Here is a 13522-nt window from a genome sequence, read left to right as displayed (position 1 = left end):
CTGGCCACCCGCATGGGGGGCGTTCCCCGCGGGCCACCGAATACCAAACCATCATGACCGAACCGACCCAGCCGAATGCGGCGCCCGAGGGCGACGACAACAAGATCATGAGCGAGCGCCGCGAAAAGCTGCGCGAGTTGCGTGAGCAGGGCGTCGCCTATCCGAACGATTTCCGCCCCACTCACCACGCCGCCGATCTGCAAACGCAGTACGCCGAGACCGACAAGGAAACGCTCGAAGCGAATCCGCTCGAAGTCGCGATCGCCGGCCGCATGATGCTCAAGCGCGTGATGGGCAAGGCCAGCTTTGCGACCGTACGCGACGGGTCAGGTCAGATCCAGTTCTTCATCACGCCGGCCGACATCGGTCAGGAAACGTACGACGCGTTCAAGAAGTGGGACATGGGCGACATCGTCGCCGCACGCGGCGTGCTGTTCCGCACCAACAAGGGCGAGCTGTCGGTGCGCTGCACCGAACTGCGTCTGCTGTCGAAATCGCTGCGTCCGCTGCCGGACAAGTTCCACGGTCTCGCCGACCAGGAAATGAAGTACCGCCAGCGTTACGTCGACCTGATCGTCACGCCCGAAACGCGCGCCACGTTCGTCGCGCGCACCAAGGCGATTTCGTCGATCCGCAAGTTCATGTCCGAGGCCGACTTCATGGAAGTCGAAACGCCGATGCTGCACCCGATTCCGGGCGGCGCCGCGGCCAAGCCGTTCACCACGCACCACAACGCGCTGGACATGCAAATGTTCCTGCGTATCGCGCCGGAACTGTATCTGAAGCGCCTCGTGGTTGGCGGCTTCGAGCGCGTGTTCGAGATCAACCGTAACTTCCGCAATGAAGGCGTCTCCGTGCGCCACAATCCGGAATTCACGATGATCGAGTTCTACGCGGCGTACACCGATTACAAGTGGCTGATGGATTTCGTCGAGCAACTGATCCGCCAGGCGGCGATCGACTCGCTCGGCACCGCCACGATCACCTATCAGGGTCGCGAACTGGATCTGGCCAAGCCGTTCCATCGCCTAACGATCACCCAGGCGATCCAGAAGTACGCGCCGCAATACACAAACGATCAACTGGCCGACAGCGACTTCCTGCGCACCGAACTGAAGAAGTTCGGCGTGGACGCGTCGAAGCCGCAGTTCCTGAACGCGGGCGTCGGCTCGCTGCAACTGGCGCTGTTCGAAGAAACCGCCGAATCGCAACTGTGGGAGCCGACCTACATCATCGACTACCCGGTCGAAGTGTCGCCGCTGGCGCGCGCGTCGGACGCGGCGCCCGGCATCACCGAGCGTTTCGAGCTGTTCATCACCGGCCGTGAAATCGCCAACGGCTTCTCGGAGTTGAACGATCCGGAAGATCAGGCTGCCCGCTTCAAGAAGCAGGTCGACCAGAAAGACGCCGGCGACGAAGAAGCCATGTTCTACGACGCGGACTACATTCGCGCACTGGAATACGGCATGCCGCCGGCCGGCGGATGCGGGATCGGCATCGACCGTCTGGTGATGATGCTGACCGACAGCCCGAGCATCCGCGACGTGATTCTGTTCCCGCATCTGCGTCGCGAAGACTGATATCGTCGCGCGCCTTCGTGTGCGCCGATCTCTGCGCCTGAGTCTGAATCTGGCAAGCAGCTAAAAAAACGCCCGGTCGATGCCGGGCGTTTTTCATGCTGCCATGGAAAAATCGCTGAAAACGGCGGCAGCAGCGGCTGACGGTTTGTAACCGTCGGTAAAAACTGCCCGCGGTGCGCTATGCGCGCCGCCCCCTTGCCTCCGGCAAACGCCGAAGAATCAAGGCGCCTGGCAGCCTGCGCGCGCCTTCGACGCGCTTTGGGTACGATGATTGCGTGTAGTTCGTTACAAATTGAAACCCTGACGGAATCGATTTGCCCGACACTGAGTCTCAATAACAGTCGACTCTGCTAGAGACGGAGGCCAACATGGACAACCCGAACCAAACCACGCAATCACGTCGTATTCACCCGCTCGTCGCAACGGCGGCGGGCGCAGTCATCATCGCGAGTCTCGTCGCCACCGCGGCCGTCACCGGGGTGTTCCCGAAGGCGTCCAGCAACGGCGCACAGAACGACCAGACTCAGGCCGCGCAAGTCACGACCCAGCCGGGCGTGGTCGACTCGGCGGCACCGGCTAGCCCGTCGCAGCAACCCGCTCAACAGGCGCAGCAGTCCGCACAAGCGGTCCAGCAGGCTCAACAACCGGCGCCGAGCGCGCCTGCGCCCTCGCCCGCGCAGCAGCAACAATATGCTCAACAGCAGCAAGGTCAGGCCGCGCCGCAATACGCGCAGCAGCAACCGGCGTATTGCTCGAGTTGCGGGACGGTCGTCGGGATTTCGGCTGTGCGTCAGGAAGGTCATGGCACCGGTATCGGTGCGGTCGGCGGTGCAGTGGCCGGCGGCCTGGTCGGCAATCAGTTCGGCGCCGGCGGCGGACGTACCGCGATGACGGTGCTTGGTGCGCTCGGCGGCGGCTTTGCCGGTAACTCGGTCGAGAAACATATCCGCAGCACGACCGCATATTCGGTGCGTGTGCATATGGAAAGCGGCAAGACCCGCTACTTCACATACCACGAAGCGCCGCCGTTCCAGCAAGGCCAACGCGTGCGGATCGAGAACGGTACGCTGGTGGCAGGCTAAGGGCGGACAACGGCCTGAGTTTTCCCCAGGCTTTCCAGGCTTCCGATCAGACGTAAAAAAGGCGATTCCAGATGGAATCGCCTTTTTCTGTTTACCGCCAACGGGGTGAAGCGCGTTCAATAATCCGCGTCTTCAATCCATGCCGCCTGAATCGCCTCGAGGATCTTTTCGTTCGACCGGTCAGGATCGTCGTCGAATCCTTCCAGCTCCATGACCCAGCGGTGCAGATCGGTGAAGCGCACCTGCTGCGGATCGATGTCCTGGTGCTTGTCAGTCAGGGCCATCGCGATGTCTTGCGTATCGGTCCACTTCATGGCTGCAACCTCCTGTTAGTGGTTTTCCTTCGCGTGATTGATCGAGTAGCGCGGGATCTCGACGACCAGATCCTGCTCGGCCGGCACCATGGCCTGGCACGACAGACGCGAGGCAGGTTCGAGCCCCCACGCCTTGTCCAGCAGATCGTCCTCGTCTTCCTCGGACGGCGTCAAGGCGGCGAAACCCTCACGCACGATCACGTGGCAGGTCGTGCAGGCGCACGACTTCTCGCACGCGTGCTCGATTTCAATGCCGTGTTCGAGCAGGCTGTCGCAAATGCTCTTGCCGGGCACGGCATCGATCACCGCGCCTTCCGGACACAGTTCGACGTGAGGCAGCACAACGATTTGAGGCATACATTTTCCGTTTGGGTCTGAGGCGCGGCGGCAGCCAGCAGGCGCCGCGCCATTTTACTGGCGTCACGCGGAGTTTTTAAGTCCGCGCGACGCGCTTCGGTTGTGTCGTGCGCAGGGCGACCGCCTGCCAGGCAAGCCGGCTGCCCTGCGCGTTGATTCAGATCTCGTCGAGCTTACGGCCGGCAAGCGCGCGGCGAATGCCCTTGTTCATGCGGCGTGCGGCGAATTCGTCGGTGCCTTCGGCGAGCGTTTTGGTGGCGGCTTCGATCGCGTCGGCGTTGTCGCTGCCGGCGATGTCGCGCAGCGCGCCCAGCAACGCGTCGAGTTCGGCGCGTTCGCTGTCGTCGAGCAACTCGGCGTCGGCGGCCAGCGCCGCGTCGGTCGCTTCGACCAGGCGGCGCGCTTCGACCTGCGCCTCGCGCAGCGCGCGGGCGCGCATGTCGACTTCGGCGGTCGAGAAGCTGTCTTCGAGCATTTTGGCGATGTCGTCGTCGGCGAGGCCGTAGGACGGCTTGACCACCACCGACGCTTCCACGCCCGAGCCCTGCTCACGCGCGAACACGGACAGCAGACCGTCCGCGTCCACCTGATACGTGACGCGAATCCGCGCCGCGCCGGCTGCCATCGGCGGAATGCCGCGCAGCTCGAAGCGCGCGAGCGAACGACAATCGCTGACGAGCTCGCGCTCGCCTTGCACGACGTGGATCGCCATTGCCGTCTGGCCGTCCTTGAAGGTCGTGAAATCCTGCGCGCGCGCGACCGGAATCGTCGAGTTGCGCGGAATGATCTTCTCGGTCAAGCCGCCCATCGTTTCGACGCCAAGCGACAGCGGAATCACGTCGAGCAGCAGCCAGTCGTCGCCGTCCGCGCCACGGTTGCCGGCCAGTAAATCGGCCTGGATCGCCGCGCCGAGCGCGACGACCTGATCCGGGTCGAGATTGGTGAGCGGCGGCTGGCCGAACAGCGACTCGACCGCGCGACGGACGACAGGCATGCGCGTCGCGCCGCCGACCAGCACCACGCCGTTGATCTCTTTGGTGGTGACCTTGGCGTCGCGCAGCGCTTTTTTCGTCGGACCGAGCGTGCGTTGCACCAGCGCCTGCGTGATCGACTCGAAAGTAGCCTCGTCGATCGTCAGATCGAGCGTGACGCCGTTCGAAAGCGTTACTGCCAGGGTTGTATAGGACGCGCTCGACAGCGCCTCCTTGGTCACGCGTACGCTGTCGAGCAGCAGACGCACGTCTTCGGGTGAAAGCGATTGCGGTGCGATGCCCGCCTGCTCCAGCACGTGGCGGTACAGCGCGTGATCGAAATCGTCGCCGCCGAGCGCGGAATCGCCGCCAGCCGCCAGCACTTCGAACACGCCCTTGGTGAGTTTGAGGATCGACAGATCGAAGGTGCCACCGCCGAGGTCGTACACCGCGAACAGGCCTTCGGAGCCGTTATCCAACCCGTAGGCGATCGCGGCGGCAGTCGGCTCGTTCAGCAGGCGCAGCACGTTCAGGCCGGCCAGACGCGCGGCATCTTTGGTAGCCTGGCGCTGCGCTTCGTCGAAATAAGCGGGCACCGTGATGACCGCGCCGACCAGTTCGTCGCCGAGCGTGTCTTCGGCGCGCTGGCGCAGTGTCGCGAGAATTTCCGCCGACACTTCGACGGGACTCTTCACACCGTCGACGGTGCGGATCTGCACCATGCCGGGGGCGTCGACGAAATCGTACGGCGCGTTTTCGGCGCCTTCCACTTCCGCCTTGCCGCGGCCCATGAAGCGCTTGACCGACACGATCGTGTTACGCGGATCGCTCGCCGCTTCGGCCTTGGCCGTGCGGCCGATCCGGCGGCCGCCCTTTTCCAGGTAGCGCACCACCGACGGCAGCAGCGCATGACCGTCTTCGTCGGGCAGCACGTCGGGCACGCCGCTGCGTACGGCGGCAACGAGGGAATTGGTGGTGCCGAGATCGATACCGACCGCCAGACGCCGCTGATGGGGCGCCGGTGCCATGCCGGGTTCGGAGATTTGCAGTAGGGCCATCTGGATCTTCTCGGGGCCGTTTCGCCCCGTCCTGAATTTTCGCGTTGCTGGATGTAGTTCTACGACTGCGTGTCGGTTTGCGCCGCGCCGGTTCAGGCGGAGCGCCGCGGCACTGGAGCGCCCGCCGTGTGCTGCGTGCCTGTGCTGCGTGCCGTGTGCCGCTTGACGTCTATGCCGCTAGTTCTCGAGCCGCTCGATCTGCGTGCCGATTTCCGACGCCACCCGCTCGATGAACATCAATTGCCGCACCGCCTCGCCCGCCGCCTGATTCGCGCCGCTGTCGAGCAACGCGCCGAGCTTGCTGAAGCGCACGCGCTCTTCGTCGCGCAGTTCGGTGAGCAATGCGTCGAGCGCGTCGACGTTCTTCGCCGCGGCTGCGTCTTCAATGCCTTCGCGCCATTCCATCTGCTGCATCAGGAACGCCGGCTCCATCGCCGTATTGTTCTCTGCGCCGACGTCGACGTCGCGCAGCGACAGAAGATAGGTGGCGCGCTTCAGCGGATCGCGCAGCGTCTGATACGCCTCATTCGTGCGCGTCGCCCATTGCATCGCGATGCGCTTTTGCGCGTCGCCGGCCGCCGCGAAGCGGTCCGGATGCACCTGCGCCTGCACCGTGCGGTAGGCGTGATCGAGCGCCGCGGCGTCGAGCGCGAATTGCGCCGGAAGATCGAACAGGTCGAAGTGGCTGTCGTTCAGCGAGGCCATCGGATAGAAGGAGTCCGTTCAGGAAAGCGCACCGGAGTGCAGTCTAAAAACCCGGCTCGAAAGCACTGCAAGCAGAGGTCGGCAAGCGGCGGTCGGCCCAAGACGAAGGCGCGGATCAAACTAAAAAGGCGGCACGCGCCGCCTTCGATCCGCTGCACGCGGCAATGCCCGGATTACACCCGGAACGACTCGCCGCAGCCGCATTCGTCCTTCACGTTCGGATTGTTGAACTTGAAGCCTTCGTTCAACCCTTCGCGCGCGAAGTCGAGTTCCGTACCGTCGATATAAGCCAGGCTCTTCGGGTCGACAATGATCTTCACGCCGTTGCAGTCGAACACTTCGTCTTCGGGCGCGAGTTCGTCCACGTACTCGAGCTTGTAGGCCAAGCCGGAGCAACCGGTGGTGCGCACGCCCACGCGCAGGCCGACGCCTTTACCGCGACGGATCAAATACTTCTGGACGTGCTGTGCTGCCTTTTCGGTCAACGTAATTGCCATAGCGTTTCTCATTGCGCGGCGCCTGTCTGTCTGCTCGCGTGGACGTTTGAATGCTCACGTGGCAATTCAGGCGCTGCGACCCTGCCTGCATCAAATATCGCTCATACCGGACGGCGCGTTCCACCTGTGCCGCCCGCTTCGATTCACTCTGGTGCGAGACTCGGCTCGCACCGCAACCGCGTTACGCGTGTTGCTTGTCGCCGGCGACGACTGCTTCGCCATGACGCTGCTTGTAGTCGGCGACCGCTGCCTTGATCGCGTCTTCCGCGAGGATCGAGCAGTGGATCTTGACCGGCGGCAGCGCCAGTTCCTCGGCGATCTGCGTGTTCTTGATCGACATGGCCTGGTCGAGCGTCTTGCCCTTCACCCATTCGGTGACGAGCGAGCTCGACGCGATGGCCGAACCGCAGCCGTACGTCTTGAACTTCGCGTCTTCGATAATGCCGTCCGCGCCCACGCGGATCTGCAGCTTCATCACGTCGCCGCAAGCCGGCGCACCGACCATGCCGGTGCCGACCGCGTCGTCGTCTTTCGCGAAGGAACCGACGTTGCGCGGGTTTTCGTAATGGTCCAGCACCTTTTCGCTATAAGCCATGATTACACTCCTTGATCCGTTTCAACCTGCAATTTGCAATTCGATAAATTCGACTTTGTCCAACACGGCGCGTCAGTGCGCTGCCCACTGGATGGTCGAAATATCGATCCCGTCCTTGTGCATTTCCCACAGCGGCGACAGATCGCGCAGCTTCGAAATCTTGGTCTTCAGCAGGTTGATCACGTAGTCGACATCTTGCTCGGTCGTGAAGCGGCCCACCGTGAAGCGGATCGAGCTGTGCGCGAGTTCGTCGTTACGACCGAGCGCGCGCAGCACGTACGACGGTTCCAGCGAAGCCGACGTGCACGCTGAACCCGACGACACCGCCACATCTTTCACCGCCATGATCAGCGATTCGCCTTCGACGAAATTGAAGCTGATGTTCAGGTTGTGCGGCACACGCTGTTCCATGTCGCCGTTCACATACGTTTCTTCCATTTCCGACAGACCGCGCAGCAGACGATCGCGCAGCATACGGATGCGTTCGTTTTCGGTCGCCATTTCTTCACGCGCGATACGGAACGCTTCGCCCATACCGACGATCTGGTGCGTGGCCAGCGTGCCCGAACGCATGCCGCGCTCGTGACCGCCGCCGTGCATCTGCGCTTCGATACGGATACGCGGCTTGCGACGCACGTACAGCGCGCCGATGCCCTTCGGACCGTAGGTCTTGTGCGCCGAGAACGACATCAGGTCGACTTTCAGCTTTTGCAGATCGATCTCGATCTTGCCAGTGGCTTGCGCCGCGTCGACGTGAAAAATGATGCCCTTTTCACGAGTGATCTCGCCGATCGCCTCGATGTCCTGAATCACGCCGATTTCGTTATTCACCGACATGATCGACACCAGAATCGTGTCCGGGCGAATCGCCGCCTTCAGCTTGTCGAGGTCGATCAGACCGTCGTCCTTCACATCCAGATACGTGACTTCGAAGCCTTCGCGCTCGAGTTCGCGGCAGGTGTCGAGCACGGCCTTGTGCTCGGTCTTCACCGTGATGACGTGCTTGCCCTTGCTCTTGTAGAAGTGCGCGGCGCCCTTGATGGCGAGGTTGTCCGACTCCGTCGCGCCCGAGGTCCAGATGATTTCGCGCGGATCGGCGTTCACCAGCTTTGCCACGTTCTCACGCGCTTCTTCGACCGCGCGCTCCGCGTCCCAGCCATACGAGTGGCTGCGCGAGGCGGGGTTGCCGAATTGCTCGCGCAGGTACGGAATCATCTTGTCCACCACGCGCGGATCGATCGGCGTCGTCGCGCTGTAGTCCATGTAGATGGGCAGATGGAGAGAGTCGTTATTCATCAATTGCTCCGGGGACGTCATATGCTCTGGCTTCTTGGGTTCTTTTATCTCGCTGCGATGCTTCGCTCTACTGCAAGCACCGCCCGCTACGAACCGGCCATGTTGAAAACTGAGTTGGGCCCTTTCGGCGCCACACGCACCGGCTCGACCGCCGGCGCTTCGTTGCGCCGGTCGCGCAATACCGCCGGCGCGCCCTCACGCGAACGCTGCTGGTCGACCAGGTCTTTGAGCGACACCGAATCCAGGTACTCGACCATTTTCTGATTCAGCGTGGACCACAGTTCGTGCGTCATGCAGTGGCCGTCGTGTTGCTTGGTGCCCTCGCACGAGCCCTTGCCGCCGCACTGGGTGGCGTCGAGCGGCTCGTCGACCGCGATGATGATGTCGGCGACGGTCACGTCTTCGGCGCGGCGGGCCAGATTGTAGCCGCCGCCCGGTCCGCGCACGGACTCGACGATTTCATGACGACGCAGCTTGCCAAACAGCTGTTCGAGGTACGACAGGGAGATGTGTTGGCGCTGGCTGATACCCGCAAGCGTCACCGGGCCCTGCTCCTGGCGCAGTGCCAGGTCAATCATCGCCGTGACGGCGAAACGGCCTTTCGTGGTGAGTCTCATATGGTGTGGGAACCGCAATTCTCGACAAGTTTGGTCAAGTATAAATACATGAGCGATTTAGTCAAGTATCCCTACCGTGATTTGGGTCATTTGCTTAATTGCTGGATACGTCTGGATGCCATGGCTGGCGCCTCGACGCGGGAGCGGCCTGCACTACGCGAGCAACTGGGGACGCAACGCCGCGATCAGCCCACGGCACGCGGCTTCACACTGGTCCAGCACCTGTTCGAAACCTTCCGCGCCGCCGAAATACGGATCGACGACCTCGCGGGCGCCATCCCAACGCCCGTCCGATTCCGGCACGAACTCCATCAGCAGGCGGATTTTCTCGCGCTGCTCGGGCGCGCCGACCTGGCGGAGCGCGGCGACGTTTTTGTCGTCCATTGCGATCAGCAGGTCGAAACGCTCGAAATCCGCGGCGCCGATCTGGCGGCCGCGCAATGCGGCCAGTTCGTAACCTCGCCGGCCGGCGGCCTGCTGCGCGCGCTCGTCCGGCGCCTGGCCGATGTGCCAGTCGCCCGTGCCGGCCGAATCGATCAGGATGCGCTCCGTCAACCTGGCCTCGTCAACCAGACGTCGCATCACGCCCTCCGCGCTCGGCGAACGACAGATGTTCCCGAGGCAGACGAAGCAGATGGACACAGTTTTCATCAGAGGTTTTCAGGGGCGTTAAAGCGCGGTTTTAAACGCGTGGAACAACGGTTGGAAAAACGGTGGCGCGATTATACAAAGCAGGCAGAAATCTTGCCGGAGGCGGCTCAGTCGCGGCAGCCCGGCTGGCGGCTCGATGCGAGCGCGTTAGCGCCTCGCCGACAGGAACCCCGCTGGCTTTGCGCTTACGACGCTTACGACGCTTCGGCCAAGGGCATCGTCGTGACCGCGCGCAGTGGTTTCGCCGGCAGCGTCGAGGTGTCGTCGATCATGCCGTAGGAGACGGCGCGTGCGAGTTCAGCGGTCAGTTGGTCGGCCGCGAGCGGCGCCTGCTTCGCGCGAGACGCGGCGTCGCCGCAAATATGCAAATAAGCTGCCACGGCGAGGGTTGCGACGAGGGCGAGGGGCCAGTACACCGATATTGTCTTTTTCATGATGTCGTTTCTTCCGATTAGGGGCGGATGAGCTTTTGGCTCACTATGCCCAGTCGAAATCCTATAGGAATACGCAATCGGGAAAAACCCAGCCAACCGAGATACAGCGTTGCTTCAGATGGAACAGTGCATTGACCCAGTCGCCGCACGCGGGCTCAGCGCGACGCGCTGTAGAGAGAAAATCCTTACAAACACATACAAAGCTTTTGCGACGACTGGCGATAATGGCGGTCTTACAAACATGACAACCTTGCGCCGGTTCATCACATGAAACGCATTGCTCCACTCATCGGACTCGTGGCCGCGACCTTGCTCAGCGGCTGCGCGGTCTATCCGGACGGCACGCCCATGGTCGGCAACGGCTACGGCTACGGCGGCGGTTACAGCGGCGGTTACAGCGGCTACGACAATGACGGCGGCTACGCGCCCGGCGTGCCGGTCGTGCCGCAAAGCAACGTCTATCTCGGCTACGGCAGTTATTCGGGGCCGGAATACTACGACGGGCCTGGACGCTATTACGGTCCGGGGCCAGGTTATCGCGGCAATTCGGGATACCGGGGCGATTGGCCTAATAACGGCAATCGCGGCCAGGGTGGCGGCTGGCATGGCCAGCCCAATAACGGCGGACAAGGCGGACCGCCGCCGCGCGGCGCGGTGGGCGGCCCCGGCGGGCCGAGTGGATCGAGCGGGCCTCGACCGGGTGCCGGCGGGCCACCGCCGTCACCGCCGCAAGCGGGTAACGGCGGGGGGCGAGGTAATGGAGGTGGCGGCGGAAACCAGAGCCGGCCGCGAGGCGACGAGGGCCGAAACCCGTCCGGGATGACGAATCACTAGAGTGGGCGGTGGCCGGGTCGGCAATCAGTGGGCGTCACCCTGATTTTTTTCGACCGGCCTTCTTTACTCAGACTCGGCGCCTGAAAATCAACCAGCCTGAAAGTTGAACGCGCGGTTGCGGGCTGCTGAGCCCCGCTTCAGCCAATGTGACTGCGCTGCGCCACGTACAACTCCCTGAACGTACGCCCGACCGGCGCCGGCATGTCGCGTGTATTAGTCCAGCCGGCGCCGCCCAGCGGCAACTTCGCGATCGACCGATTGCGGCCGCCCATCCGCTCCAGCACACGCACGGCCAGTTTGGTAAAAAGCGCATAAGCATCGGGATGCAGCGCCAGAAAGCCCCACACCGCCAGCCCCGCCCGCTCCTTCCACGGCCGCAGCCGCCGCTCCACCTGTTTCTCGCGCAATTTGCGCAGCAGGTCCGACAACGGAATACCCACCGGACAGACGCTATTGCACTCGCCGCATAAGGTTGCGGCCTGCGGCAAATCGAGCGCCTTGTCGAGGCCGACGTAACTCGGCGTCAACACCGAACCCATTGGGCCAGGATAAACCCAGCCGTACGCGTGCCCGCCCACCTTTTGATAAACCGGACAATGGTTCATGCACGCGCCGCAGCGGATACAGCGCAGCATCTCCTGAAAGTCGCCGCCGATCAGCCCCGTGCGGCCGCCATCCACCAGCACCACATACATATGCTCGGGGCCGTCCTGATCGCCGTCGCCGCGCGGTCCGGTCAGCACCGAAAAATAATTCGACGTGGCCTGCCCGGTTGCGGAGCGCGGCAACAGACGCATCGCCGTTGCCAGATCTTCCAGCGTCGGCAACACTTTTTCGATCCCCGTGACGGCAACGTGCACGCGCGGCATCACCGTGCACATGCCCTCGTTGCCCTCGTTCGTGACGAGCACGACCGAGCCGGTTTCCGCCACCACGAAGTTGCCGCCCGTCACGCCCATGTCCGCGGTCATAAAATGCGGACGCAGCACCTCGCGCGCTTCCCGCGTCATGTCGGTAACTTCGGTCAGACGCGGCCGGCCGTGCGTCTTCGCGAACAGGTCGGCGATCTCGTCCTTATCTTTATGGACGACCGGCGCGATGATGTGGCTCGGCGGCTCGTTGCCGTTGATCTGCAGGATGTATTCGCCGAGATCGGTTTCGATCGACTCCACGCCCATCTGGCCGAGCACTTCGTTCAGGCGCATTTCCTCGGTGACCATCGACTTCGTCTTGATCACCTTCTTCACGTCATGCCGACGTGCAATTTCGCCGACGAGCCGCGCGGCTTCCTGCGTCGTCTCGGCGAACAGCACCGTCACGCCGCGCCGGCTGGCCTCGCGCTCGAACGCTTCGAGCCACACGTCGAGGTTCTCCAGCGCGCGGTTGCGACGCTCCTTGAGCGCCGCGCGCGTGGCCGGAAAGTCGATCGCGTTCACGGCGATAGCGCGCGCCGACACGAACTTGGTCGACAGCTTGGTCAGGTTCTGCTGCAGACGCTGGTCGGCGAGTTTTTGACCGGCGCGCGCCTTGAATTGCATCGATTGAACTTGCATGGCCGCCTTATGCGTAATCGAATCGGACCGCGAATCGGAACGCGCGCCCCGACGCGCGCGAAACGAAATGCATGAAAAGCATGATGCGAACCGGCGCGGTGCGCCGCGCGGCCGATCACGCGCCGCGCCGCCGACGCCGCTACACGTCGCCGGCCAACACCTGCGCGATGTGCAGCACGCGCGTGGTGGAATCGCCGGTGCGCCGCAGACGGCCTTCTATATTGAGCATGCAGCCGAGGTCGCCGAGCACCACGGTGCCCGCGCCGCTCGCGCCGATATTCGCGCATTTTTCGTCGACGATCGCCGTGGAGATATCGCCGTACTTCACCGCGAACGTGCCGCCGAAGCCGCAGCAGTGCTCGCAATCCTTCATCTCCGTCACGGCCACGCCCACCTGTTTCAACAACGCGCGCGGCTGCGCCTTGACGCCGAGTTCGCGCAAACCGGAACAGGAATCGTGATAAGTCACCTGGCCCGCGAACTCGCCCGGCTGCAACTGCACCCTGGCCACGTTGACGAGGAAATCCGTGAGCTCGAACACCTTGGCGCGCAGCCGGCCGAAGCGGTTCATCATCTCGGGGTCGTTGCCGAAGAGGTCGCCGTAGTGCGCGCGGATCATGCCGCCGCACGAGCCGGACGGCACCACGACGTAGTCGAACTGTTCGAATTCGCGCAGCGTTTTTTCGGCCAGGTCGCGCGCGATGCGCCGTTCCCCCGAGTTGTACGCCGGCTGTCCGCAGCAGGTTTGCGCGGGCGGCACGACCACCTCGAAACCCGCGCCTTCGATCAGCTTGATCACTGAAAAACCGATTTCGGGCCGCATCAGGTCGATCAGGCAGGTGACGAACAATCCGACTCGCATGAGCCCTCCTTCGGGAAAACGTGACTGATTATCCGCTGTTTGGCGGACAATACCAACGGCCGGAAGCCATAAGACGAACGAGGCGTTAAATTGGAATAGGTTTTCCAACCGCGTTC

General features: G+C 63.1%; 15 protein-coding genes. 3 read left to right on the top strand and 12 right to left on the bottom strand.

Annotated elements, in window-relative coordinates; all coding sequences use genetic code 11:
* The first annotated feature begins 53 nt into the window (after positions 1-53).
* Positions 54-1580, top strand: a complete 1527-nt coding sequence (gene lysS, locus B0G83_RS08010) for a lysine--tRNA ligase (RefSeq protein ID WP_105506901.1) — start codon at positions 54-56, stop codon at positions 1578-1580.
* A gap of 368 nt (positions 1581-1948) precedes the next feature.
* Positions 1949-2662: a glycine zipper 2TM domain-containing protein gene (locus B0G83_RS08005; RefSeq protein ID WP_105506900.1), complete on the top strand. Its 714-nt coding sequence runs from the start codon at positions 1949-1951 to the stop codon at positions 2660-2662.
* Positions 2663-2778: 116 nt separating this feature from the next.
* Here the strand turns inward: B0G83_RS08005 and iscX are convergent, their stop codons facing one another.
* From iscX to B0G83_RS07955, 10 genes are all read right to left on the bottom strand, one after another.
* Positions 2779-2976, bottom strand: coding sequence for a Fe-S cluster assembly protein IscX (gene iscX / locus B0G83_RS08000; RefSeq protein ID WP_035546481.1), 198 nt, complete (start codon positions 2974-2976; stop codon positions 2779-2781).
* 15 nt (positions 2977-2991) lie between these two features.
* Positions 2992-3333 carry an ISC system 2Fe-2S type ferredoxin gene (fdx, locus tag B0G83_RS07995; RefSeq protein ID WP_097389705.1) on the bottom strand — a complete coding sequence of 114 codons (342 nt, stop codon included), beginning with the start codon at positions 3331-3333 and terminating at the stop codon, positions 2992-2994.
* A gap of 157 nt (positions 3334-3490) precedes the next feature.
* Entirely contained in the window at positions 3491-5362 is a 1872-nt protein-coding gene (gene hscA, locus B0G83_RS07990; protein WP_105506899.1) for a Fe-S protein assembly chaperone HscA, read from the bottom strand.
* Between the two features lie 177 nt (positions 5363-5539).
* Positions 5540-6067 (bottom strand): Fe-S protein assembly co-chaperone HscB, encoded by a 528-nt coding sequence (gene hscB, locus B0G83_RS07985; protein ID WP_105506898.1) that lies wholly within the window; start codon positions 6065-6067, stop codon positions 5540-5542.
* Positions 6068-6240: 173 nt separating this feature from the next.
* The gene (gene iscA, locus B0G83_RS07980) at positions 6241-6564 is read right to left on the bottom strand and encodes an iron-sulfur cluster assembly protein IscA (protein WP_035546490.1); all 324 of its coding nucleotides are present in this window, start codon (positions 6562-6564) and stop codon (positions 6241-6243) included.
* A 181-nt stretch (positions 6565-6745) separates the two neighbouring features.
* Positions 6746-7159, bottom strand: coding sequence for a Fe-S cluster assembly scaffold IscU (gene iscU, locus B0G83_RS07975; RefSeq protein WP_035546491.1), 414 nt, complete (start codon positions 7157-7159; stop codon positions 6746-6748).
* Between the two features lie 72 nt (positions 7160-7231).
* A complete protein-coding gene (locus B0G83_RS07970; RefSeq protein ID WP_105507203.1) occupies positions 7232-8455 on the bottom strand; it encodes an IscS subfamily cysteine desulfurase in 1224 nt (407 codons plus the stop codon).
* An 86-nt stretch (positions 8456-8541) separates the two neighbouring features.
* Entirely contained in the window at positions 8542-9072 is a 531-nt protein-coding gene (iscR, locus tag B0G83_RS07965) for a Fe-S cluster assembly transcriptional regulator IscR (RefSeq protein ID WP_094783140.1), read from the bottom strand.
* A 153-nt stretch (positions 9073-9225) separates the two neighbouring features.
* Positions 9226-9723, bottom strand: a complete 498-nt coding sequence (locus B0G83_RS07960; RefSeq protein ID WP_105506897.1) for a low molecular weight protein-tyrosine-phosphatase — start codon at positions 9721-9723, stop codon at positions 9226-9228.
* A 194-nt stretch (positions 9724-9917) separates the two neighbouring features.
* Positions 9918-10157 (bottom strand): hypothetical protein, encoded by a 240-nt coding sequence (locus tag B0G83_RS07955; RefSeq protein WP_105506896.1) that lies wholly within the window; start codon positions 10155-10157, stop codon positions 9918-9920.
* Positions 10158-10424: 267 nt separating this feature from the next.
* Between B0G83_RS07955 and B0G83_RS07950 the strand changes: the two genes are divergently transcribed.
* On the top strand, positions 10425-10991 hold the full coding sequence (locus B0G83_RS07950; protein ID WP_105506895.1) for a hypothetical protein: 567 nt from the start codon (positions 10425-10427) through the stop codon (positions 10989-10991).
* 137 nt (positions 10992-11128) lie between these two features.
* Here the strand turns inward: B0G83_RS07950 and B0G83_RS07945 are convergent, their stop codons facing one another.
* Positions 11129-12544, bottom strand: a complete 1416-nt coding sequence (locus B0G83_RS07945; protein ID WP_105506894.1) for a lactate utilization protein B — start codon at positions 12542-12544, stop codon at positions 11129-11131.
* A 139-nt stretch (positions 12545-12683) separates the two neighbouring features.
* The gene (locus B0G83_RS07940) at positions 12684-13406 is read right to left on the bottom strand and encodes a (Fe-S)-binding protein (protein WP_105506893.1); all 723 of its coding nucleotides are present in this window, start codon (positions 13404-13406) and stop codon (positions 12684-12686) included.
* Between the last annotated feature and the right edge of the window lie 116 nt (positions 13407-13522).

This window comes from Paraburkholderia sp. BL21I4N1 (assembly GCF_002973525.1).
Classification (GTDB): domain Bacteria; phylum Pseudomonadota; class Gammaproteobacteria; order Burkholderiales; family Burkholderiaceae; genus Paraburkholderia.
Note: the sequence above shows the minus strand (reverse complement) of the source record. Positions and strands in the feature narration are given on the sequence as shown.

What these genes read in the sequence shown, in the direction of transcription:
- iscU (WP_035546491.1), bottom strand. Translation starts at nt 7,159, where the DNA reads ATGGCTTATAGCGAAAAGGTGCTGGACCATTACGAAAACCCGCGCAAC.
- B0G83_RS07955 (WP_105506896.1), bottom strand. Translation starts at nt 10,157, where the DNA reads ATGAAAAAGACAATATCGGTGTACTGGCCCCTCGCCCTCGTCGCAACC.
- hscA (WP_105506899.1), bottom strand. Translation starts at nt 5,362, where the DNA reads ATGGCCCTACTGCAAATCTCCGAACCCGGCATGGCACCGGCGCCCCAT.
- iscX (WP_035546481.1), bottom strand. Translation starts at nt 2,976, where the DNA reads ATGAAGTGGACCGATACGCAAGACATCGCGATGGCCCTGACTGACAAG.
- B0G83_RS07945 (WP_105506894.1), bottom strand. Translation starts at nt 12,544, where the DNA reads ATGCAAGTTCAATCGATGCAATTCAAGGCGCGCGCCGGTCAAAAACTC.
- B0G83_RS07970 (WP_105507203.1), bottom strand. Translation starts at nt 8,455, where the DNA reads ATGAATAACGACTCTCTCCATCTGCCCATCTACATGGACTACAGCGCG.
- B0G83_RS08005 (WP_105506900.1), top strand. Translation starts at nt 1,949, where the DNA reads ATGGACAACCCGAACCAAACCACGCAATCACGTCGTATTCACCCGCTC.
- iscR (WP_094783140.1), bottom strand. Translation starts at nt 9,072, where the DNA reads ATGAGACTCACCACGAAAGGCCGTTTCGCCGTCACGGCGATGATTGAC.
- B0G83_RS07940 (WP_105506893.1), bottom strand. Translation starts at nt 13,406, where the DNA reads ATGCGAGTCGGATTGTTCGTCACCTGCCTGATCGACCTGATGCGGCCC.
- fdx (WP_097389705.1), bottom strand. Translation starts at nt 3,333, where the DNA reads ATGCCTCAAATCGTTGTGCTGCCTCACGTCGAACTGTGTCCGGAAGGC.
- B0G83_RS07950 (WP_105506895.1), top strand. Translation starts at nt 10,425, where the DNA reads ATGAAACGCATTGCTCCACTCATCGGACTCGTGGCCGCGACCTTGCTC.
- iscA (WP_035546490.1), bottom strand. Translation starts at nt 6,564, where the DNA reads ATGGCAATTACGTTGACCGAAAAGGCAGCACAGCACGTCCAGAAGTAT.
- hscB (WP_105506898.1), bottom strand. Translation starts at nt 6,067, where the DNA reads ATGGCCTCGCTGAACGACAGCCACTTCGACCTGTTCGATCTTCCGGCG.
- B0G83_RS07960 (WP_105506897.1), bottom strand. Translation starts at nt 9,723, where the DNA reads ATGAAAACTGTGTCCATCTGCTTCGTCTGCCTCGGGAACATCTGTCGT.
- lysS (WP_105506901.1), top strand. Translation starts at nt 54, where the DNA reads ATGACCGAACCGACCCAGCCGAATGCGGCGCCCGAGGGCGACGACAAC.